Below are 21915 nucleotides of genomic sequence, written 5' to 3'. Positions count from 1 at the left end.
TGCCACGATGAGGGCATGAGTTCTACGAAGAGAGCAGTCGTCACCGGCGCGTCCAGCGGGATTGGCGCCGCGACGGCCCGCGCCCTGGCCGCCGGGGGCTTCCACGTGATCTGCGCGGCCCGCCGCCTCGACCGCCTCACCGCGCTGGCGCGGGAGATCGGCGGCACCGCCGTCGAGTGCGACGTCACTTCCCAGGAGTCGGTCGACGCCCTCGTCGAGGCCGTCGGCGACGACCTCGACGTGCTGGTCAACAACGCCGGCGGGGCCTTCGGCGTCGACCACGTCGAGGACGCCGACATGGCGGACTGGGAGCGCATGTACGCCATCAACGTGACGGGTTCGGCACGGGTCATCCAGGGGCTGCTGCCCGCGCTGGAGAACGGCGAGGGCGGCACGATCATGGTCGTCACCTCGACGGCCGCCGAGTACCCCTACATCGGCGGCGCGGGCTACTGCGGCGCCAAGGCCGCCGAACGCAACATCGCCGGCGCGCTGCGCCTGGAGCTGGGTGGCCGCCCGATCCGCGTGCTCGAGATCTGCCCGGGCATGGTCCGCACCGAGGAGTTCTCGCTGGTGCGCCTGGGCGGCGACCAGGCGGCGGCCGACGACGTCTACGCCGGTGTGGCCGAACCCCTGGTGGCCGAGGACATCGCCGACGCGATCCGCTGGGCGGTCACCCGCCCCTCGCACGTGAACATCGACCGCATGATCATCCGCCCCCGCGCCCAGGTGAGCAACGACAAGGTCTACCGGGACTGATCCCCCATTCCCCTCTCACGGTGCCCCGCCTCGCGCGGGGCACCGTTCCTCCTGCCCACGGATGCTGCACGAGGTGCGGGACCGGCAGTGCCCCGCGAGCGCGTCGGACGCCGGCGATGTCCGGGCGGTGAGGCCGGCGCCCGTGCCGTCGCACACGACCGGCCGGGTCAGGCGCCCCAGTCGCCGAGTGCGCCCTCCAGGGCGCCGAGTGCGGCATCTGCGAGCTGGTGCCTGTCGTCTGCCGGGCAGCCCCTCTCGACCCACCTGAGACAGGCCTGGTCGAGGAATCCGAAGTAGCCCCACAGGGCGTAGTCGTGGCGGGCCGTGTCCGAGGGATCGAGGACCCGGCCCAACTCCTCCACGTAGCCGGCCCGGACGCGGTGACGCAGCCGGACGACCTCGGCCGGTTCCTCGCCGCCGGTCAGCGGGGTCGCCCAGGTGTGCGGGTGGCCGGCGATGTGGTCGAGGTAGATCAGCAGACCGGTGCGCACCCGGTCGCGCGCCGGCACTCCTGCGGGAAGCGCCGCATCGGCGGCCCGCTGGGCGTCCGCGAGCCGCTGCACCGCGTCGGCGACGACGGCCTCGTAGAGCCCGGCCTTCGAGCCGAAATAGTGGAAGACGAGCGCCGCCGAGGCCTCCGCCGCCTCGGCCACCCGGGTCACCGGCAGCTGCGCATAGGGCGTCGTCGCGTACAGCCGCCTGGCCGCCTCGAGGATCTGGAGCCTGCGCTCGGCCACGCTCAGCCGCCGCCGCGGGGCTCGTTCGTCGGATGAGGCCATGTGGCGATCCTAGTCCTGTTGAGCTACAGTCAACAATCGTTATTGATCATGACTCAATAGGAGTTTCGGATGCCCTTCCTCGATACCTCGACCTGGTGGCACCTCTACCCCCTGGGTGCTCTCGGGGCGCCCATCCACGACCGCCCGGCGGGCAGCGACGGCCACCGCCTTCGGCGCCTCGACGACTGGCTCGACTACGCGGCCGATCTCGGCTGCACCGGGCTGCTGCTGGGCCCGATCTTCGCGTCCACCAGCCACGGCTACGACACCGTGGACCACTACCGGATCGACCCGCGGCTGGGCGACGACGCCGACTTCGACCACCTGGTCGCCCAGGCCCGGACACATGGCCTGGACGTGCTGCTCGACGGCGTGTTCAACCACGTCGGCCGCCGACACCGGCTCGTCACCGAGACGCTCGCAGCGGGCACCGGACCGGTGCGACTGTACGAGACGGGCGACGGTCCGGCTCCCCGCCCGGCTCGCACCCCACGGGTGGTGGCTCCACGGGCTGCACCGGGAACTCATCGGCCTGCGCCGTCGCAATCCGTGGCTGGCTCGCGGGCACATCGCCGTGCTGGCCAAGGACTGCACCTGGATCGACTACGAGACGACCGCGCCCGGCCACCGGCTCCAGGCCCACCTCGAACTCGACCCGCGCCCGGCCGCCCGGCTCGTCGTCGACGGGGCGGTCGTGTTCGACTGGCCGCGCTGAGCGACCGGCCACACCATCCGAGGACCGGGTGGGAGCGTCCTGGCAGCGGTGGGGCCGGCGGGATCCGTCGTCCCGCCGGCCCCACCCGGTCGGCACCGGTTCAGTGCGCCACGGCGGTCACGAGGACTCGCCCTGATCGGCCGGCTGCGCCGCCGCGGTCCTCTTGAGCCGCCGGGAACGCACGAAGTAGGCGATGATGAGGATGACAAACCAGATCGGGGTGACGTACACGGCCTGGCGGGTCTCCTCCTCGAGGCACAGGATGACGACGCTGACGACGAAGAAGGCGACGACGATCCACGCCGTGACGAGGCCGCCGGGCAGTTTGAAGGTGGACTTCTCGTGCAGCTCGGGGTACTTGCGCCGATAGACGATGTAACACACCACGATGAGGCACCAGATGAAGACGAACAGCAGCGCGGCGACCGAGGAGACCAGGGTGAACGCCTCGATGATCGTCTCGGACGTGTAGAGGAAGATGATGCCGCTGGCGAGCATGAGGCACGACACGATGAGCGCGTTCTGCGGGACGTTGCGCTTGGACAGCCTGCCCATGATCCTGGGTGCCTGGCCGTCGAGGGCCAGGCCGTACATCATCCGTGAGGTCGAGTAGAGACCCGAGTTGTCCGAGGACGCGGCGGCCGTCAGCAGGACGAAGTTCATCACCGATGCCGCCGCGCCGAAGCCGGCCAGGCCGAACATCTCGACGAAGGGGCTCTCGCCGGGCACCACGGCCCGCCACGGGATGACGACGCAGATGGCGAGCAGGGCCAGCACGTAGAACAGGGCGAGCCGGATCGGGATGGCGTTGATCGCCATGGGCAGGTTCCGCTCCGGGTTCTTGGTCTCGGCGGCGGCGGTTCCCACGACCTCGAGACCGACGAAGGCGAAGAAGGCGATCTGGAAGCCGGCGAGGAAGCCGAGCGGCCCGTTCGGGAAGAAGCCGCCGTCGTTCCACAGATTGGAGATCTGGGCGGGATTGCCCGCGGGCGAGACGAATCTGCTTGCCAGCAGCCACGCGGCCACGATGACGAGGGCGCAGACGGCCAGCAGCTTGATGAGCGCGAACCAGAACTCCGTCTCACCGAACAACCGGACCGCCACGACGTTCAGGACGAACAGGGTGAGCGCGAGGACCGTGGCCGGCAGCCACTTGGGCACGTTCGGCCACCAGTACTGGGCGTACCCGGTGATGGCGGCGAGATCGCCCATGGCGGCCACGATCCAGCCGAACCAGTAGGTCCAGCCGGCGATGAAACCGCCGGCCGGCCCCAGGATGTGCTCGGCGATGTCGCGGAAGGACTTGTACTTCAGGTTCGACAGCAGCATCTCGCCCATGGCCCGCATCATGAAGTACAGGAACATGCCGATGAGGGCGTAGACCAGCGCGCTGGAGGGGCCCGCGACGTGGATCGTCCGGCTGGAGCCCATGAACATGCCGGTTCCGATCGCACCGCCGAGCGCCATGAGCTGGAGGTGGCGATTGCTCAGACCGCGCTGCAGCTGGCGGTCCTCTCCTTCAGACGGAGGGTCGGCCTCGGACACGAGTGCGACAGGGGGATCTTGGTGACTCACGGGGTGCTCCTTCGTACGTGTGTGGACATCGGATGATCAGCTGGTCTGTGACCGGGAAATCTTCGTGGCATCAGACGTGGCAGGGGACAGCTCTCTGCTCACAGGAAGACCGATGACTCCCGGGGATCGTGGCGGCTGGACCGCAGCATCGGTTCCGACGACGCTTCCGGGACCGGAGTGGGCCCATGGCCGCAGGCGGATGCTCGGACGTGGCGGGAATGGCCTCTCATGGTTCCCTGACCGCCCTCTTGTGGACGTGGGCCGAGGTGCTGGCCGCCAGCAGGGCCGAGTAGCCCGGCCAGAAGGCGATCTCGTCGCCCACGTCGACGGGCGTGCCGGCATCGGTGACGTCGAGAATGAGGTGATCGCTGCTGGCGCCCAGCACGATGATCCCCGGATCGGTCGGGGCCAGGTTCTCGGGTACGACGTCCTGGCGCCCCAGATTGCAGATGGCCCGGGTCCGCACGCCGCGATCGGTGAACACGGGGTGCCGGCCGAAGGCGTCCTGCCCCGTCTCGCCGAGCGGGACCGAGGGTTTGCGGCCCACCTCGATGACCTCACCCACCACGCGGACGGTGTCCTGGCGGGTCCCGGGCCAGGGCTCGCGGTCAAGGGTGTTGCGGCCGAGGATGATCGACTCGCCGAGGCGCAGGTGGTTGATCTCGCCGGGCATCTGCCCGGAGGCCATGAGGGCCAGGTTCGCGCTGTTCCCGCCCGAGACGACCGGCAGGTCCAGTCCGGTGGCCTCGCGGCACGCGTCTCGGATCTCGACCAGCCGGCTCATGTTGTCGACCGAGGGCAGGACACCGCCGTAGCACGCCAGATTGGCGCCCACCCCGACGAGTTCGACATGGGGCATCCGGCTCATCGCGACCGCCTCGGCGATGGCACGGTCCGGCCAGACGCCCTCCCGCAGGTCGCCGACGTCGATCATGAGGATCACCTTGTGCGTGACACCGACGGACTCCGCGGCCCGGCTCAGGGCCGCCACGGTCCTGCTGCTCGTATTGAGCGAGCAGTCGGCCCAGTGCACGGCCTCGGCGGCAGTGCGGGGCGTGGGGGCCCGCAGGAGCAGCCGCGGGCCGCGGTGCCCCATCTCGGCGATACGTCTGAGGTTGTCGATCCGGGAGTCGGCGATCTCCTGGAGACCCGCGGCCGCAAGGGCCTCCAGCAGCGCGGGGTGCGCATTGAGCACCTTGGTGACCGCTGCCACCCGGACACCGGACGCCCGGCACTGCTCTGCCAGGGAACGCGCATTGCCGGCGATCCGGTCGACGAGGATCTCGAGTCTCGGGGTGGCGGCGTACATGGCCCCTCGCCTCCTACTCGGGGGCCCGGACGGGCTCGCCCGGGATCACATCGGCGCCGGCCACCCAGGCCTCGAAGGTGGCGGCGACTTCTTCTGGATGGGACTGGGCCACGGTTCCCAGCGCCGAGAACCGGTAGTCCCGGTCGATGAGGATGGCGGCCTCCGGCGGCGGCAGCAGCCGGTCGCCGGCGCCGAGCCTGATCCCGGCGAGGATCTGTGCTCCGCCATCGACCTTGGTCAGGGCCCCGCCGGTACCCACCACCCACTGCACCGCCGTCAGGTCCTTCCCGCGCACGATCTGCTTCTTGCCGGTGGGGGTGAACAGATCGGTGATGGTGCCGGCATGGCGCCGGATGCCCGCCTCGACGGCCCGTTCGGTGAGCCAGCGGGTGACGGCGGCCTCCTGTTCGTCCGATGGGATGGCCCGCAGGAACCGGAAGCGCTCCTGTTCGTCCGGGTCCCCCACCATGGCGGCGATCTGGTGGGCATTGACATAGACGCCCAGGTCGCCCTCCACGGTTCGTTTCGCGCGCGGCTCGGGGTCGATGCTGCGGCTGGTCCACTCCGGGCTGCCGTCGGTGACCGAGTGGATGTCGGTGGTGGCTCCCCCCACGTCGATGACGAGGGCGTCGCCCATGGTCTCGGCGAAGATCTCGGTGGCCAGCAGGACCGCGCCAGGGGTGGGCAGGATCTCGTAGCTGGACAGCTCGGCGAGCCTGGCCATTCCCGGCGCCCTAGTGATGTGCTCGTTGAAGACCTCGTGGATGAGGGCCCTGACGGGCTCGATCCGCAGCACGTCGACGTCGGGGAAGACATTGTCCGCGCACATCAGCTGGGTGCCGGTGGCGGCGAAGATGTCCTGGACGCGGCGGCGCACCGCAGCATTGCCCGCGTACACGACCGGCGCCGACAGTCCCGCGCCGGCAAGTTTCCGGGCGTTGTCGATGACGATCTGCTTCTCCCCGTGGTCGACCCCGCCGGCGAGCAGGACGATGTTGGGGTCGAGTTCGCGCAGATCCTCCAGGTCGTAGTCGTCGATCGCCCCGACGGTGATCTGACCGACAATGGCGCCGGCGCCCAGGGCCGCCTCCTTGGCGGCCCTGGCCGTCATGCCCCGGGTCAGCCCGTGGACGCTCATCCGCAGGCCGCCCGCCGCCGAGCTGTTCACGAAGATCTCGGCGGCGTCTAGGTCGAGCCGGCGGCCGTCGCCGGCCAGCTGCGCGCGCATGGCGTCCAGGGCCGCGTCCACCCCGATCCCGACGTCGCCGTCGGAGACCGAGGTCGGGGCGAAGCCCTGACCGACGTGGTCGAGGAGCCCATCGGTCAGCTCGAACGCGTTGGCCTTGGTGATCGTCGAACCGATCTCCAGGGTGACGACGGTTCTCATCCGTCGGCTTTCCCTGCTACGACCATGCCGCGGGCCCGCATGGTGCGGACGATGGCGTCGAGCACGTCGATGCCCTTGGTGCCGCGGCCGAAAGTGGCGTCCAGCCCGGTCTCGGCGGCCATCTCGCGGCTCACCTGGGTGCCGCCGGCGATGAGCACCATCGTGTCGCGGATGCCCCGCTCGGTGGCCAGCTCGGACAGCTTCTTCATCATCGTGCGGTGCACGTCGTTGTGGCTGATGACCGTGGAGATCAAGATGGCGTCGGCGCCGCTCTCGACGGCCGCGTCCACCATCTTCTCGACCGGCACCGAGGTGCCCAGGTAGCGGTACTTGACACCGTACTTCTCCAGGCCGCCGTGCTTGATGTCGAGGATCTCGCGCAGCCCGACGCTGTGCTCGTCCTCGCCGACGGTGCCGGCGACGACGTTGATCTCGTTGTCGCTGACGACCTGACGCAGCTCGTCCTCGGGGAGCAGCTCGACCTTCTCGGGGATGTACAGCTCGGTCTTGTCGATGTCGAAACCGACGTGACCCTTCACCTCGACGAAGCAGCCCTCCGCGGGCTGCAGGACCTGCAGGTTGACCACCTCCGGGTCCCCCAGGCCCATCCGCTTGGCGGTCTCCAGGGCCGCCTCGCGGGCGATGTCGGCGTTCTCGGGGATCATCAGCTGGAGCAGGGCCACGCCATCGCCGGCCCACTCGGCCTCCGGGCGCACCAGGTCGCCGGTGCGGTAGGCGGCGGTGCGGGCGAGCCGCTGCTCGACGCTGTCCTGCGGGTCGAGTTCGTCGATGTAGACGATCTTCTCCGGATTGGTCAGGGTGTCCCCGCCGATCAGTTCGCTGGGGCAGCCGACGCCCTCGGGCACGTTGTTATAGCCGAAGTGGTCGCTGACCGGGGCCAGGTAGTCCGGGTCGCGTTCGATGACGGTGTCGGCGGCGACGCCACCAGAGCCGTCCCGGGCGATCCCGTCGTGGTTGCGCTCGGGGAACAGCGCCGAGTCGACGAAGAAGCCCCTCTCGATGGCGGCGAAGTAGCCGCCGGCGTGGACCATCTCGGTGAGGAAGCCGATGGCTCGTTCCTTGATGTCACGCACCATCGTCCCGAGCGGGCCCTCCCGGTTGAGGGTGAGGAGTTCCTTGATGCCGTCCAGCGCCGCCCAGGTCTGCTTGACCGTCTGCACTCCGCGCACCGAGTTGTAGTGCCAGGGCAGATTGCGGCCCTCGTCGGGGGTGATGGTCGACTGGATGTCGGCCCTGGTGAGCATGGAGATCATCGTGTCCACCACGTGGGTGCGGATCGCCTCTTCGAGGTCGGACTCGATGTACCGGGTATTCTGCTGGGCGCGCATCCGGTACTCGGAGAAGAAGTCCCGCAGGGCGACCGCGTAGGGCAGGTCGAACCACAGCTTCGGGGCGGGCGGGGCGCTCGGCGGCACCGTGGACAGCCCGATGAGGTCCTTGGGCATGCCGACGAGAACGGAGAACATCGAGTTGAGGCCGTGCTGGACCATCAACTCCGGCATCACCTTCCAGCCGTGCCGTGCCGTCGCATTGGCGTTGTGGGCGCCGTCGATCTGGAAGATGCGGGCCCCGCTCATCACCTTCTTCGCCTCGGCGGCGTCGACGAAGCTGCGGTACATGTTGATGTTGCGGTAGAGCACGTTGTACTGGGGGTCCTGGTGGGCCCCGTTGACGCCCTCCTCGGCGAACAGCACGGCGACCTCGGGACCGGCCACGCCGGAGACGTAGCTGTGGAAGTTGATCGGACGTCCGACCTCCTGCTCCACCAGGTCACAGGCCTTGCGGCTGGCCCGCAGCTGCTTGCGGGTGATCGGGACGCCGCCGACGCCCTCGGGGGTGCCCTCCATGAGGCCGTCGATGTGGGACTGCCCGGTGGTGCGGATGACCATGATGTGATCGGCGCCGTTCCAGGCGGCCATCCGCATCCGGCGCAGGTCGTCCTCGAAGTGCCCCGAGGCGATCTCCGAGGTCACCACCGGTGAGGGCTGCGGGTCGACGCCGTCGAAGTACTTCGCGGCCGGCATCGGAACGCTGTTGGCGAGGGGCTCGGACATGTCACGGTAGTGGAAGCCGCCCATGTCGACGCCCTCCGGAGGGCAGGCCCGCCAGGTCCAGCCCTTGCGGGGCGGGTGATAGTCGGCTAGGTCCTGCATGATGAGGTCGACGTCGAGCTTGACGTTGGGATCGAGCCGGTCAGTCATTGTCCGCTCCTTCGAAGAGACCGTTCAGCACGCCGGCGTCGGTGGCGATTCTCGCGGCGGCCTCGGGTATCGGCAGCTCGTCGCGCTGGGACAGGCGGAGCACCGCGTGACCCGCCCCCTTGCCGAGCAGGCCGGCCTGCAGGACGTTCTCGACGACTCCGTGGGTGGTCACCGAGTCGACCCCCATGCGCAGGAGCACGGAGCGTTCGATCGAGGGCGAGGTGTGGGTCCGGGCGAGCTCGACGATCGGCGTCATCACCTCCTCGCACAGTTCCCAGAACCTGGCCTTGAGGGCGTCGTCGTCCATTGCCGCCAGTTCCTGGCGCAGGGCATCGAAGCGGGCCTCCCGCTCCTGTTCCTCGGTGATCTCGGTCATGTCAGTTCCGTCCTGTCGGTGCGGGGCCGGCTGCGGTGAGCCGCTCGACGATTTCCTGCACGTGCTGCACAGTGCTGTTGGTGTCCTCGGCCAGGAAGGCGATGTCCTTCTCGGTCCACTGGTCGGCGGGGAGGACCCCTGCCGCGTGCTTGATGTAGCTGCGGCGTATTCTCTCGAGGTTGAGGGGCTTGCCGGCCACCTGGTCGAGCCGCTCGGGGATGATGATGGCCCTGCCCGGAAGGTTGTCCGCCGGGTCGCCGCGGCGTACCTCGATGCCGCGGCTGCGGGCGAAGGACAGCTGGCTGTTGTGGTGCTTGCCCGCCCCGGTGTACTCGGTCTCCTGCACGACGACGATCTGGTCCTCGTCCATCTGGCGGGCCAGGGCGACGGCTGCGGTCAGGCTCGTATTGCCCGCCGGGCCGCGCTCCAGGCCCTCCAGCTTGGTGAGCAGTTCGGTGAGGTAGAAGACCTCGCCCTGGGTCACCAGGTGGTAGCCGTCCATGTAGCGCAGGACCCGGGCCGCGTTGCGCGGCACGTCGACGCGGTCGGGCCAGGTGGCGAATGGCACCCCGAAGCCGGTGTGCCCGGTGGTGAACGACTTGTTGTTGAAGTCGGTGTCGGAGGCCATGTGCAGCCCCGACAGGTCGACCGAGACAGCCATCACCGTGGTGTCCTCGCAGCCGACCCTGCGCAGGCCGCGCGCGGTCCCGGTGAGATTTCCGCCGCCGGCGTTCGTGACGACCACCACGTCGGGGGTCCTCTCGTACCGCTCCTGCACCTCACGTCCGATCTCGGCACCCAGCGTCTCGACGCCGAGGATCCCGAACGGCGTGTAGAGGCTGGCGTTGAAGAAGCCGGTCTCCTCCAGGGTGCGCAGCAGCACGTAGAACAGCTCGGGACCGACGGTGAGTTTCAGCACCTCGGCGCCGTAGGCCTCGCAGGCGCGCGACTTCTCGACGATCTCGGGCTGGCCGACGTGCCGGGAGTCGTAGACCTCCTGCACGACGATGCACTTGAGATCGCGTTGGGCGGCCTGGGAGGCGACGGCCGCCCCGTAGTTCCCGCTGGTGGCGGTGACCATGCCCTTGAAGCCCTTGGACCTGGCCTCGTAGGCACTGACCGAGGCCCTGCGGGCCTTGAAGCTGCCGGAGGCGTTGGCTGCCTCGTCCTTGAGCAGGATACGGGCCCCCCTGCCGGGCTCGGAGATCCTGCGCACCGCCTCGGTGAGGCGCCGCAGTTCATACAGCGGCGTCCCGCCGACCTTGCTCTCGCGTTGGATCGCGGTGATGTCCTCCAGGCTGTAGCCGGAGGAGTTCATGAGCGCCTCGTAGTCGAAGGCGATGGGGCTGGACGTGAACTGGTCGTAGTCCAGTCCCATCGACGAGCGCATGATGTCGTTCTTGCGCGCCATCACTGCCGCGTAGGAGGTGTCGGTCACGACTCGTACTCCGTTCCGATGGTGAGGATCTCCGGGACCGTGTCACCGAAGCTGTGCGCGTACCCGGGGTTGATGCGGCGGAGGGTGCCGCGGTGCTCGCGGCCGATGATGGTCCGGATGGTGACCTCCTCGCCCACCCGCGCCTCGGCCTCGAGGAAGCCGTCGACCCACTCCAGCAGCGGCGTACCGGCGGTCTCGGCCGGGAGTCCGGCCGCCCGCTCGTCGGGGGTGAGGACTGTGCGCTCTATCTCGACCCAGGCACCAGCCGGTGCCATGTCATCGGTCCCCTGCATCTGGTCTTCTCCTGTTCGTGATGGTCCAGTCAGCGACGGGTGTAGGCGGAGGCCCCCATGAGGGCGCTGGGTGAGGGCAGGTCGATGATCCGTTTCAGTCCCGGGCTCGCGTGGAGGATGCGGGGAATCGTGTTGACGGCGATGCCCGCCGTCGACAGGCCACCGGCGATCTCTGGTCCGGTCGACATGTGGATCTCGGGCACGCCGAAGATCGTGATGTAGTCGCCGGTGGCCCGCCCCTCGGCCTCGGGCGCGATCTGCTGCGGATGGTTCAGTCGGATGACCTCCGTGTCACCGCGGTAGCCGATGGCGACATGATTGCAGCCGGCGACCATGCCCGGCTCGATGGCGCGGTCCCTGGCCTGGCGGGGCACCGTGCTGATGATCGGTTCGATGCTCTGCTCCAAGCGGTCCACGCCCAGGCCCAGGGCGTCGCTGATGAGGCGCACCGACTCGGGGAAGCCGACGTGACCGACGATGGACCCGTCGGCGACACCGGCCTCGAACTCCTCCGGGGTCGTGCCGACGCCCTGGGTGCGCAGCACCGTCTCGCCGTAGGGGCTCAGGTCGTTGATCCGGCTGGCCTCGATCCGTTCCACTTGCTGGCTCCCGGAGGTCAGGGTCACGACGAGATGGTCGAGCACGAAGCCCGGGTTGACTCCGACCCCGACGATGGACACGCCGTTCTCGATCGCCAGGGCGTCCAGCTGCTCGGCGATCTCGGGGTGCTGGGCCTCGGGGGCGGCCATCTCCTCTGCGATGCTCACCACGTTGACGCCGGCGGACAGGATGGCCTTCAGGTCGGGCAGCTGCTGCTCGACCCACGAGGTGGTGGTGATGGTCACGACGTCCACCTCGGTCGAGGCCAGCAGCGACACCGGATCCGTGGTGATGGTGACACCAGTGGGATCGCCCCCGATCACCGTGCACAGGTCCTCGCCGTCCAGGTCTTGGCGGATGTCGACGGCGCCCACCAGTTCCAGGCCTTCCTTGTCGAGGACGAGCCGGGCCACCCCGCGACCCATGGCACCCAGCCCCCACTGCACGACCCGAATACGATCACTGCTCATTGAACTCCTCCTTGAGCGTTCGAAGTAATGTGCGCGCAGCGAATCAGGGCATGCTGACCATCGCCGCGTCACCCCATACGGAGAATTGATGTGCACATTCGTGGCCTGTGCACGGGCCATCCTGCGGCTTTTTCAGGAATCAACCGCAGTATCATTTCGACGCCGAGGCAGAACTACGGATCAGTTCCCGCCATGACAAGCTCCTTCGCCGATCGCCTGTCACCAAGTCAGCCGAATCCGCCGGTGACAGGTCACATCCACTTCGATGTGGGAGCAAGAATTGCACGAAGAGACTGAACCGCAACAATCAGCGGAGCAATCGGCATCACGTCGGGATCTTTCGCCTCAGATCGCCCACTCGCCAGCGAATTTGCGAAGAAATAGCCCAAGTGAGAAGGTTATGCCGGTGAGCGTTTCACACCTCCCGGCAGACGACCAGAACCGCCGCCGGCAAGCGCCAGGGCCCCTGAGGAATGCGTCCGGCACCGCTGACGTCTGGTCGAGGCTCACCGAGACAACGAGTGGAGTGGTGATGACCATGGATGAGACCGACCTCAGGATCGTCAATCTGCTGCAGATCGACCCGCGCATGCCGTGGGCACGGGTGGGACAGATCCTCGGGATCTCGGCGGCGACGGCCTCCCACCGGTGGGCTCGCCTGACATCCGAGGGCCTGGCGTGGATCACGACACTGCCCAACATGGACCAGCAGCTGACAGCCATCGTCGAGGTCGACTGCACCACCAAGCACCTGCCGACGACGATCGACGAGTTGTGTCGCCATCCGATGATCCTCAGCGTCGACGAGACGACCGGCGAACGCGACATCCTCCTGACCATCAGCGCCCCGGACATGCCGACCCTCACCACCTTGATCATCGACTGGATCGGAAGCCTTCCGGGGGTGCACGGGACCCGCACATCCCTCACCACCAATGTCATCGTCGGGACGGAGGCGTGGCGGGTTCACGCCATCGACCAGAACGAAGCCAACGCGGCCGCCGAGCAGCTACCCCGGAAAAAACCTGTGGGTCAAGCCCCCAACCCAGAACTGGACATGGCCTTGGCCAAAGCCCTTGCCGCCGATGGCCGCCGCAGTGTCGCGAGCCTGTCACAAGAATTCGACAGTCCGACCACGACAGTGCACCGAAGGCTGCAAAGGCTACGGTCCTGCCGCCAGGTCATCATGCGGTGCGATGTCGCGCCCGAACTCGCCGGATGGTTCCTGGAGTGCACATGGCTCACCACCGTCGCCTTCTCGCACAAGCCCCGGATCATGGAATTGCTCCGCGACCGACGAGTCCTTCGCTCTTGCATGTGGCTGACGGGGGCGAACAATCTGCGGCTCAACCTCAGGGTCGCCAGCCACAACGCCATCGCCGACGTGGAGTCCTCCATCGCGGCCGCCATTCCCGGCCTGGCTCCGGCGGAGACGATCGTCCACATGAGGAGCCACAAGTCGATGGGCTGGTTGCTCACCGGGCAGGGGCGCTCCACCGGCACGCTGGTGCCGCCATTCTTCAAGATCTGAGCCGCTTGACCACGGCGCCGAGAGAAAGCGAGGTAGCGCAGTCCGCGGCGAGAAGCCTTGCGCCCTCACCCGCGAGGACCGGCGGGCGTACGCGCCCCTGTGAAACGAGACCAGGCGCCCTGACTGATGGCCACGCCGGCGACAACACGGCCCAGACATGGCACGAGGGCCCCGCACCCTCCAATGGTGGCGTGCGGGGCCCTCTCTGCCCTCGTCCGGGGCCGGCTCAGGCGATCTTGATGAGGCCCTGGCCGCCCTGGACGGCCTCGCGTTCGGCGACGAGGATCTTCTCGACGGTGCCGTCGGTCGGGGCCTGGATCTCGGTCTCCATCTTCATGGCCTCGAGAACCAGGACGACCTGCCCCGCCTTCACCTCGTCGCCCTCGGCGACGAGGATCTTGAACACGGTGCCGGCCAGCGGCGCGGGGATCTCACCCTCGCCCGCCGCGGCGCCGCCGCCACCGCCCGTGGCGACCGGCGCGACAGCGGCACCGCCGGTGCCACCGCCGAACAGGATCGTGCCCATCGCATTGTTCTGGGTCTTGTCGACATCGACATCGACGTCGTAGGCGACGCCGTTGACGGTTACCTTCAGCTTCATGTCAGTCTCTTCCGGGTCAACGAATGGAATGGTTCTGGAGAGCCTTGCGGCCCTGGCTGTTCCAGGTCGGGCTCGGGGTGAAACGAACGGCCTGGACCGATCCGTCGTTGCCGAGATAGGCGGACACGGCAGCGGAAATGGCCACCAGGACGTCCTCCGGAATGCCCGGGCTGGCCGCCTTCAATGCACTCACCTCGGCCTCAAGAGCGGACAGACGCTTGTTGAGCGTCGCAATCATGAGGTCCTTCTCACTGTCAGACATGTTCGAACTCCTCCCGATCAGCAGGGCATGTTGCCGTGCTTCTTGGCCGGACGGGTCTGACGCTTGGTGGCGTACATCTCCAGTGCGGCGGTGATCTTGCGACGGGTGTCAGCCGGGTCGATCACGTCGTCGACCTGGCCGCGGGCGGCGGCCACGTACGGCGTGTTGAACGCGTTGCGGTACTCCTCGATCTTCTCGGCGCGGGTGGCGGCCGGATCCTCGGCGGCGTCGATCTCGCGGCGGAAGATGACGTTGGCGGCACCGTCGGCACCCATGACGGCGATCTCGGCGGTGGGCCAGGCGTAGACGGCGTCGGCACCCAGGTCACGGTTGCACATGGCCAGGTAGGAGCCGCCGTAGGCCTTGCGGAGCACCACGGTGACCTTCGGCACGGTGGCCTCGGAGTAGGCGTACAGCATCTTCGCGCCGTGGCGGATGATGCCGCCGTACTCCTGCTGGACGCCGGGCAGGAAGCCGGGGACGTCCACCAGCTGCACCAGAGGGATGTTGAACGAGTCGCAGAAGTTGATGAACTCGGTGGCCTTGTCGGAGGCGTCGATGTCGAGGCAGCCCGACATCACCTTCGGCTGGTTCGCCACGACACCGACTGTGCGGCCGTTGAAGCGGGCGAAGGCTGTGACGATGTTGGTCGCCCAGCCGGCCTTGACCTCGAGGTAGTCGCCCCAGTCGACGATCCGGGAGATGACGTCGCGGACGTCGTAGCCCTTCGTGCCCTCGACGGGGACGATGTCACGCAGCTCCTCGCACGGGGAGACGTCGTTGTTCGGGTTGACGAACGCGGCCTCCTCGGTGTTGTTCTGCGGCAGGAAGCTCAGCAGCTTCTTGGCGATGAGCACCGCGGCGTCGTCGTCCTCGGCCACGAAGTGGATGTTGCCGCTCGTTGTCATGTGGGCGTCGGCGCCACCGAGCTGGTCGGCGGTGACGTCCTCGCCGGTGACCGCCTTGATGACGGCGGGGCCCGTGATGAACATGTGGGCCTTCTTCGTCATGATGATGAAGTCGGTCAGGGCCGGCGAGTAACTGGCACCACCGGCGCAGGGGCCGGCGATGATGGCGATCTGCGGGACGACGCCGGACAGCTTGACGTTCGCGAAGAACATCTTGCCGTAGCCGGACAGCGAGTCGATGCCCTCCTGGATGCGGGCGCCGCCCGAATCGTAGAAGAACAGGAACGGCGTGCCGGTGAGCAGCGCCTGCTCCATCGTCTCGACGACCTTGGTCGACTGGGTCTCGCCCGCCGAGCCGCCCATGACGGTGAAGTCCTGGGAGGCGACGTGGACGGGACGGCCGAAGATCGTGCCGCGGCCGGTGACCACGCCATCGGCGGGGATGACGGCCTTGTCCATGCCGAACAACGTGGTGCGGTGCTTGCGGAAGGCACCGACCTCGTCGAACGAGTAGGCGTCGAGCAGATTGTCGATGCGTTCGCGAGCGGTCTGCTTGCCGCGCTCGCGCTGCTTCTGCAGGCGGGACTCACCGCCGCCGAGCTCGATGATGTGGCGCTGCTCCGCGAGCTGCTCCACACGCTCGGCCATTGAGTCGGCCAGCTTGATGTCATTGTTAGCCATGGTGGGCGATCACCTTCACGCGGGCTCGACGGTGACCTCGTGGCAGGTGCCACCGAGGGTCACGTTGTAGCTGATGGGGCCGGAGACCGCTGCCGAGGCAGTACCCTCCTCCTCCGCCTTGAGCTGGGCCTCGGACAGACCGACGTTCTTGGGGCCCTCGGCGCGGTGTGCGAAGAAGTCCGGGGCGACGCCCGGGAACAGCGCGTAGGTGAGGACGTCCTCGTCGGTGCCGTTGAAGCCGGGGAGCTTCGAGGCCTCCTCGACCTGCTTGTCCCACTCGGGTTCGAGAAGGTCGGCGGGACGGCAGGTGATGAGCTCCTTGCCGGTCTGCTCCTGGGCGAGCTTGGCGACCTCGGGGTCGCGTTCGGCGGGCGTGGCGCCGTAGTAGCCGAGCATGAGGTCGGCGAACTCGCCGGTCATGCGCTTGTAGGGGCCCATGAGGACGTTGAACACGGCCTGGGTGCCGACGATCTGGCTCGTCGGGGTGACCAGCGGCGGGTAACCGGCGGCCTTCTTGACGTTCGGCACCTCTGCCATCACCTCGTCGATGCGGTCCTCGGCGCCCTGGGCGCGCAGCTGGGACTCCATGTTGGAGAGCATGCCGCCGGGGATCTGGGAGCTGAAGATCTTCGTGTCGACAAGGGTCTTCGACTCGAAGTTGCGGTACTTCGGGCGAATGGCGCGGAAGTGGTCGCGGATCTTGTAGAGGCGATCGATGTCGAGGCTGGTGGTGTAGCCGGTGTCCTCGAGCATCTCGACGACGGACTCGGTCGGGTTGTGACCGGGGCCGAGGGAGACGGAGCTGATCGCCGAGTCGACGACGTCGGCACCGGCCTCAATGGCCTTCATGAGGGCGACCAGGGTGACGCCCGTGGTGGAGTGGCAGTGGACGTTGACCTGGACGTCCTTGCCGTAGGTGTCCTTGATGCCCTTGACGATGTCATAGGCGGGCTGCGGCTTGAGCAGCGCGGCCATGTCCTTGAAGGCGATGGAATCGGCGCCCATGTCGAGGAGCTGACCGACCAGCTTCACGTAGCCCTCGGTGGTGTGGGCGGGGCTGATCGTGTAGCAGATGGTGCCCTGCGCGTGCTTGCCGGCCTTCTTGACCGCCGCCATGGCGTGCTCCATGTTGCGCGGGTCGTTCACGGCGTCGAAGACACGGAAGACGTCCATGCCGTTCTCGGCGGACTTCTCCACGAAGCGGTCGACAACCTCGTCGTTGTAGTGGCGGTAGCCAAGCAGGTTCTGGCCCCGCAGCAGCATCTGCAGGCGGGTGTTCGGCATCAGCTTGCGGAAGGTGCGCAGCCGCTCCCACGGATCCTCGTTGAGGAAGCGGATGCACGAATCGTACGTGGCACCGCCCCAACACTCGACGGACCAGTAGCCGGCAGCATCGATGTCGGCGCAGGCATCGACCATGTCCTCGGTGGCCATGCGGGTGGCGAACAGACTCTGATGGGCGTCGCGCAGCGCAAGCTCGGTCACACCGATCTCACGCGGCTCGGAAACCTCAATTTCTCGCGGACTCATGCGCTTCATCATTCCATGGCCAGCGCCCATCCGCAGCACCGGGGGGTGTCCTTTCGGGGTCCAATCACGATATGGAGCAATAGGAGAAGGTTCGCCCGGATGCATGCCCGAAGACGGGGACTTCCCGCAGTGACGCACCCGAGGACAGGCCCCCGACGGACCTGCCGGAAGGGCGTCGCAGCCTCGGCCGGGACGTCTCCGAGCGCAGCGGCATGTCGCGGTCACCACGCCCGGTCTGGAATCGACCGGCGCGGCCAGTATTCGGGCCTGATTCGCACATGGGGCCAATGCTAAGGAGCCGGGCGGGGGCATCCGCATCCACCCGATGGCAAGGACGTGCCGGCGACCGGTGCGATGCGGTGTACTGGGAGCCATGATCGTCGAACTCACCTACATCCGTTCCAGCGACACCGACTCCGTCGGCAGGACCGCCGCTCGCCTGGGCGAGCGGCTGCGCAACGGGGTCGAGACGGCGCCGGGTTTCGTCGTCACCACGGACGACCTGGCCGAGCTCTTCAACCGCGAGAAGCTGACGGAACGCCTTGAGGGCGTGCCCGCCGATGGGGCCGCAGCCGTTGCAGCCGAGACCATCGCCGCGGCCGAGCTGCCCGCCGACCTCGTGGACGACCTGGCCGAGAGCTATGCCGCGCTGGGGCGTGACGCCTGGGTGAGTGTCCAGGCCTCCCCCACCGAGCGCGACCTGGGTGTGAGCCGCGAGGTGCTGGGCCCGGTCCAGGGCGTCGACGCGGTGTGGGAGTTGATCCGCCAGGTGTGGGCCTCGCTGTGGGCACCCGAGGCGATCGCCCGCCGCGAGGACAAGGGCGTGACCGACGCCCAGGAGAAACTGGCCGTTCTGGTGCAGCAGGCCGAGGCGCCGGCCGAGGAGGCCCCGGCCAGCGCCGGCGACACCGGCAAGGCCGCGGAGACGGCGCCTGAGCTGCCCCTCGACGAGCCCGCCGAGGCCCCGTCCGGCACCGAACCGGTTGCCTCCGACGCGCCGGCCGAGGCAGCCGAGGCGGATGCGGTCGTCGCGGAGGCGGAGCTGGCCGAGGACGAGGGCCGCGCCGTTGAACAGGCCGAGGCCATCGCGGACGAGGCCGACACCGTCGGGGCCGTCGCGGACGCCGAACCCGAACCGGCCGCCAGCACCGAGCCGGAGCCGGTCGTCGAGGCCGAGCCCGTTCTCGAGGGCGGGAGCGAGACCACCGCTGGGCCCGAGACGGAAGTCATCGAGACGGAGGCGTTCGAGACACCCGCCGCCGGCAGCGACAAGGCCCCGGGCGCCGAGGAACCGGCCGGGCCGTCCCAGCCCAGGACGCAGGCATCCGGGAGCGGTTCGCCCTTCGCAGCGAGCACCGAGCCCTCCGGCCGGTCCCGCTGGGTCGTCATCGGCCTGGTCTCGTTCGTCCTGCTGCTCCTCGTCCGGCGTCTGCGCCGCCGCTGAGTGGCGGAGCCGAAAAGAGATCCCCTCCTCCGGTACGCTTCAGCCATCGTCCTGAGACATACCGGAGTGTCCCATGCCTGACCAGTCCTCGCTGTTCCAACGCCTTCGCAGGCCCGTCGCGACACCGGGCATGGTCCACGCGATCGAGCTGGGGCTTCACGAGGAGGGGCGGCGCAGGGCCGATGACATCGACGGCCGGCTCGACTACGTGCGGCACGTTGCGGAGTCGGCCCGCGCGACGGCCGCGGTGGTCGCCCGCCGCAAGGTGCCGGGCGCGCGTGTCACGGTACTGTTCCTCGTGCACCACCCCGAGGCCTGGTACTCGCTGGCGCGGGTGCACGAACTGATGATCGCCGACCCCGATTTCGAGGTGGTCGTGGCAAGCCTGCCGCGGCACTTCCCCGGGGCCGACGGCTACCGGGACGAGGACTACGTCAGCGAGCGTCTCGACCACTTCGGGGTCGAGCACCTGCGGTTCAACAGCCGCGACCCGTTCATGGACCTGGACATCATCCGCACGATCGACCCGGACATCATCGTCCGGCAGTCGCAGTGGGACGCCGACATCCCTCCCGCCTTCGCCACCAGCGAGCTGCGCTTCGCCAGGCTGTGCCAGGTGCCGTACGAGCTGCTGAACTTCATCGTCAACATCATCGAGGACAGTGGTCTGAACACCGTGCTCGACAGCCCTTTCCACCGCAACGCCTGGGCGATCTTCTGCGCGAACGAGGAGGTGCGGGCCGAGACCGCGGAGCGGGCTCCCGCGACCCGCGCCAGGCAGTTCGTCGCCACCGGGCACCCGAAGGCCGACGTCCTGAGCGCGCTGGACGGCGCGGCACCCGATCCGGGGCACCGCTTCACCGTGCTGTGGTCGGCGCACCACAGCGTGGGCGAGGAGTGGATCCGGTTCGGCACCTTCGCCACGACCGGACCGCGGATGGTCGAGCAGGCGCGGGCACACCCCGAGTGGGACTTCGTCTTCAGCGCCCACCCGGCCCTGCTCACCAAGATGGACGAGCACGCGGCTCCGCTGTCCGAGACGATGGTGGCCGACTTCTGGCGTGACTGGAACGCGCTGCCCAACACCTCGGTGTTCGGCGGAGGGGACTACGCGGACCAGTTCCGCAACAGCGACGTGCTGGTCTGCGACGGGGTGAGCTGGCTCGCCGAGTACCAGCTGACCGGCAGGCCCGTCGTCTTCCTGGAGCGTGAGGGCCACCAGCCCTTCAGCCCGCTGGGCGAACGCATCATCGCCGGGGTGAACCGGGTGCCGAACGTGGCCGAGGCGTTCAGGCTCGTCGAGGCCCTGGCCGCCGGCGAGGCCGATCCCCGGCAGGCCGAGCGGCGGCGGACCGCCCAGCTGCTGCGCGGCGACGGGCACGCGGCCGAGAACATCATCGCGGCCATCAAGACCAAACTGGAGGGCGAGGGCTGGCAGCACTGAGGCCCATGCCCCGGGCGACACCCTCAGCGACCCGCGGACTCACCGTCAGCCGGCCACCGCCGTCTGACACGCAGCCAGGGACGCTCCCGGGCGGGACCATCCCGAGGCCCCGATGCGCCGCCCCGCCACATGGACGCCCGCCCGGACAGGGAGACCACCGGCGACCCCTCACCGTGGCGGGCCCTGCCGCTCCACGAGGGGCCGTGCTCCGGGGCCCGGCCTCAGCCGCCCACCCCCTCATGCTTCCGGCGGCGCAGCCGCTCCCAGTGGGCCAGGCGTTCGCGGATCTGCTGCTCGTTGCCGTGGCCGGTCGGTTCGTAGAAGCGCTCGCGCTCAGCCGGGGGCGGGTAGCCCTCGGGCATGAAGTCGGCGCCGGAGAAGCCCTCGGCGGTGTCCGGGTCGTACTGGTAGCCGGCGCTGTAGCCGAGGTTCCTCATGAGCCGGGTGGGGGCGTTGAGGATGTGGGCCGGTGGCCGGAGGGAACCCGTCCGTCGGGCGGCGGCCTGGGCCCGGGTGAAAGCCCGGTAGACGCCGATCGACTTGGGGGCGGTGGCCAGGTGGACGACGGCCTGGGCGATGGCGAGCTCGCCCTCGGGTGAGCCGAGCCGCTCGTATGCCTGCCAGGCCCCCAACGCAGCCTGGAGCGCGCCGGGGTCGGCGAGGCCGACGTCCTCGCTGGCGAAGCGCACGAGACGGCGGGCCACGTAGAGCGGATCCTCGCCGCCGGCCAGCATCCTGGCCAGCCAGTACAGGGCGGCGTCCGGGTCGGAGCCGCGCATCGACTTGTGGAGCGCCGAGATGAGGTTGTAGTGCTCCTCGCCCGTCTTGTCGTAGGCGGGGGCGCGGGTGGCGACGACGGCGGCCAGGCCCGCCTCGTCGAGCGGGTCCGTCGGCGCGGCCTCAAGGACCTGCTCGGCCATGCCCAGCAGATAGCGGCCGTCACCGTCGGCCATGGCGATGAGCGCGGCGCGGGCGCCCTCGGTGAGGGGCAGGGACCGGCCCGTGAGCCGTTGCGCACGGTCGAGGAGTTCGGCCAGGGCGGACTCGTCGAGGCGGTGCAGGACGAGCACCTGGCAGCGCGACAGGAGCGCCCCGTTGAGCTCGAAGCTGGGGTTCTCGGTCGTCGCGCCGACGAGGACGACCGTGCCGTCCTCGACGTAGGGCAGCAGGCAGTCCTGCTGGGCCCGGTTGAAGCGGTGCACCTCGTCGACGAACAGGAGCGTGCCACGGCCGCTGCGGCGGCGTGCCGCGGCGGCGGCGAAGATCTTCCGCAGCTCGGCCACCCCGGAGGCGGTCGCCGAGACCTGTTCGACGTCGAGGCCGACACGCGCGGCGAGCAGCCGGGCGATCGTCGTCTTGCCGCAGCCGGGCGGCCCCCACAGGATGACCGAGGACAGGCGGCCGGCCCGCACCATCCGCCCCAGCGGGGCGTCGGGGGCGAGCAGGTGGTCCTGCCCGACCACATCCTCCAGGGTGCCCGGGCGCAGCCGGTCGGCCAGCGGGCGGGCCGAGCCGGCGCGGCCGCTGCCACCGGTCGCCGGGGCGTCGAAAAGTGCGGGAGCGTCCTCGGTGCTCATGACCCCAGGCTACG

The 21915-nt window shown here is 68.9% G+C and carries 19 protein-coding genes; 5 read left to right on the top strand and 14 right to left on the bottom strand.

The genetic code is table 11. From position 1 onward, the window contains the following. Positions 1 to 15 precede the first annotated feature (15 nt). Positions 16 to 759 (top strand): SDR family NAD(P)-dependent oxidoreductase, encoded by a 744-nt coding sequence (locus D9T14_RS05995; RefSeq protein WP_119161375.1) that lies wholly within the window; start codon positions 16 to 18, stop codon positions 757 to 759. A gap of 167 nt (positions 760 to 926) precedes the next feature. Here D9T14_RS05995 and D9T14_RS05990 read toward each other — a convergent pair whose 3' ends face one another. Then, the gene (locus tag D9T14_RS05990; protein WP_119161374.1) at positions 927 to 1538 is read right to left on the bottom strand and encodes a TetR/AcrR family transcriptional regulator; all 612 of its coding nucleotides are present in this window, start codon (positions 1536 to 1538) and stop codon (positions 927 to 929) included. Positions 1539 to 1607: 69 nt separating this feature from the next. Between D9T14_RS05990 and D9T14_RS14355 the strand changes: the two genes are divergently transcribed. Next, positions 1608 to 2420 carry an alpha-amylase family glycosyl hydrolase gene (locus tag D9T14_RS14355; RefSeq protein WP_119161373.1) on the top strand — a complete coding sequence of 271 codons (813 nt, stop codon included), beginning with the start codon at positions 1608 to 1610 and terminating at the stop codon, positions 2418 to 2420. Here D9T14_RS14355 and D9T14_RS05980 read toward each other — a convergent pair. The 8 genes from D9T14_RS05980 to ord all read right to left on the bottom strand — a co-directional run bounded on the left by D9T14_RS05980 (position 2371) and on the right by ord (position 11923). Further along, positions 2371 to 3828 (bottom strand): amino acid permease, encoded by a 1458-nt coding sequence (locus D9T14_RS05980; protein ID WP_232012363.1) that lies wholly within the window; start codon positions 3826 to 3828, stop codon positions 2371 to 2373. The genes D9T14_RS14355 and D9T14_RS05980 overlap by 50 nt on opposite strands. Before the next feature lie 226 nt (positions 3829 to 4054). Continuing rightward, positions 4055 to 5137: an alanine/ornithine racemase family PLP-dependent enzyme gene (locus tag D9T14_RS05975; protein WP_119161371.1), complete on the bottom strand. Its 1083-nt coding sequence runs from the start codon at positions 5135 to 5137 to the stop codon at positions 4055 to 4057. Between the two features lie 13 nt (positions 5138 to 5150). Next, positions 5151 to 6524, bottom strand: a complete 1374-nt coding sequence (locus D9T14_RS05970) for a glutamate mutase L (RefSeq protein WP_119161370.1) — start codon at positions 6522 to 6524, stop codon at positions 5151 to 5153. Continuing rightward, a complete protein-coding gene (oraE, locus tag D9T14_RS05965; RefSeq protein WP_119161369.1) occupies positions 6521 to 8746 on the bottom strand; it encodes a D-ornithine 4,5-aminomutase subunit OraE in 2226 nt (741 codons plus the stop codon). The genes D9T14_RS05970 and oraE overlap by 4 nt, the downstream gene beginning before the upstream one ends. Then, on the bottom strand, positions 8739 to 9122 hold the full coding sequence (gene oraS / locus D9T14_RS05960) for a D-ornithine 4,5-aminomutase subunit OraS (protein ID WP_119161368.1): 384 nt from the start codon (positions 9120 to 9122) through the stop codon (positions 8739 to 8741). Before oraS ends, oraE begins: the two co-directional genes overlap by 8 nt. A gap of 1 nt (position 9123) precedes the next feature. Continuing rightward, positions 9124 to 10560, bottom strand: a complete 1437-nt coding sequence (ortB, locus tag D9T14_RS05955; RefSeq protein WP_259340969.1) for a 2-amino-4-oxopentanoate thiolase subunit OrtB — start codon at positions 10558 to 10560, stop codon at positions 9124 to 9126. Further along, complete coding sequence (gene ortA / locus D9T14_RS05950) at positions 10557 to 10853, bottom strand: 2-amino-4-oxopentanoate thiolase subunit OrtA (RefSeq protein ID WP_119161367.1); 297 nt, start codon at positions 10851 to 10853, stop codon at positions 10557 to 10559. Before ortA ends, ortB begins: the two co-directional genes overlap by 4 nt. Before the next feature lie 29 nt (positions 10854 to 10882). After that, positions 10883 to 11923, bottom strand: a complete 1041-nt coding sequence (gene ord / locus D9T14_RS05945; protein ID WP_119161366.1) for a 2,4-diaminopentanoate dehydrogenase — start codon at positions 11921 to 11923, stop codon at positions 10883 to 10885. Between the two features lie 538 nt (positions 11924 to 12461). Here ord and D9T14_RS05940 point away from each other — a divergent pair. Continuing rightward, positions 12462 to 13454: an Lrp/AsnC family transcriptional regulator gene (locus D9T14_RS05940; protein WP_119161414.1), complete on the top strand. Its 993-nt coding sequence runs from the start codon at positions 12462 to 12464 to the stop codon at positions 13452 to 13454. Positions 13455 to 13680: 226 nt separating this feature from the next. Here D9T14_RS05940 and D9T14_RS05935 read toward each other — a convergent pair whose 3' ends face one another. Genes D9T14_RS05935 through D9T14_RS05920 form a run of 4 tightly spaced genes read right to left on the bottom strand, consistent with a single transcriptional unit; the run spans position 13681 to position 17436 of the window. Further along, positions 13681 to 14055, bottom strand: coding sequence for a biotin/lipoyl-containing protein (locus D9T14_RS05935; RefSeq protein ID WP_119161365.1), 375 nt, complete (start codon positions 14053 to 14055; stop codon positions 13681 to 13683). Positions 14056 to 14071: 16 nt separating this feature from the next. Beyond that, positions 14072 to 14317: a hypothetical protein gene (locus D9T14_RS05930; protein ID WP_119161364.1), complete on the bottom strand. Its 246-nt coding sequence runs from the start codon at positions 14315 to 14317 to the stop codon at positions 14072 to 14074. Between the two features lie 17 nt (positions 14318 to 14334). Then, entirely contained in the window at positions 14335 to 15906 is a 1572-nt protein-coding gene (locus D9T14_RS05925) for an acyl-CoA carboxylase subunit beta (protein WP_119161363.1), read from the bottom strand. A gap of 15 nt (positions 15907 to 15921) precedes the next feature. Continuing rightward, positions 15922 to 17436, bottom strand: a complete 1515-nt coding sequence (locus D9T14_RS05920; RefSeq protein WP_119161362.1) for a methylmalonyl-CoA carboxytransferase subunit 5S — start codon at positions 17434 to 17436, stop codon at positions 15922 to 15924. Positions 17437 to 17809: 373 nt separating this feature from the next. Here D9T14_RS05920 and D9T14_RS05915 point away from each other — a divergent pair, with 373 nt between their 5' ends. Beyond that, positions 17810 to 18880 carry a PEP/pyruvate-binding domain-containing protein gene (locus tag D9T14_RS05915; RefSeq protein WP_170175764.1) on the top strand — a complete coding sequence of 357 codons (1071 nt, stop codon included), beginning with the start codon at positions 17810 to 17812 and terminating at the stop codon, positions 18878 to 18880. 73 nt (positions 18881 to 18953) lie between these two features. Then, complete coding sequence (locus tag D9T14_RS05910) at positions 18954 to 20324, top strand: hypothetical protein (RefSeq protein ID WP_119161360.1); 1371 nt, start codon at positions 18954 to 18956, stop codon at positions 20322 to 20324. A gap of 221 nt (positions 20325 to 20545) precedes the next feature. Here the strand turns inward: D9T14_RS05910 and D9T14_RS05905 are convergent, their stop codons facing one another. Then, entirely contained in the window at positions 20546 to 21901 is a 1356-nt protein-coding gene (locus D9T14_RS05905; protein WP_119161359.1) for a replication-associated recombination protein A, read from the bottom strand. Positions 21902 to 21915: the final 14 nt, after the last annotated feature.

This window comes from Propionibacterium australiense, assembly GCF_003666605.1.
Classification (GTDB): Bacteria; Actinomycetota; Actinomycetes; order Propionibacteriales; family Propionibacteriaceae; genus Propionibacterium; species Propionibacterium australiense.
Note: the sequence above shows the minus strand (reverse complement) of the source record. Positions and strands in the feature narration are given on the sequence as shown.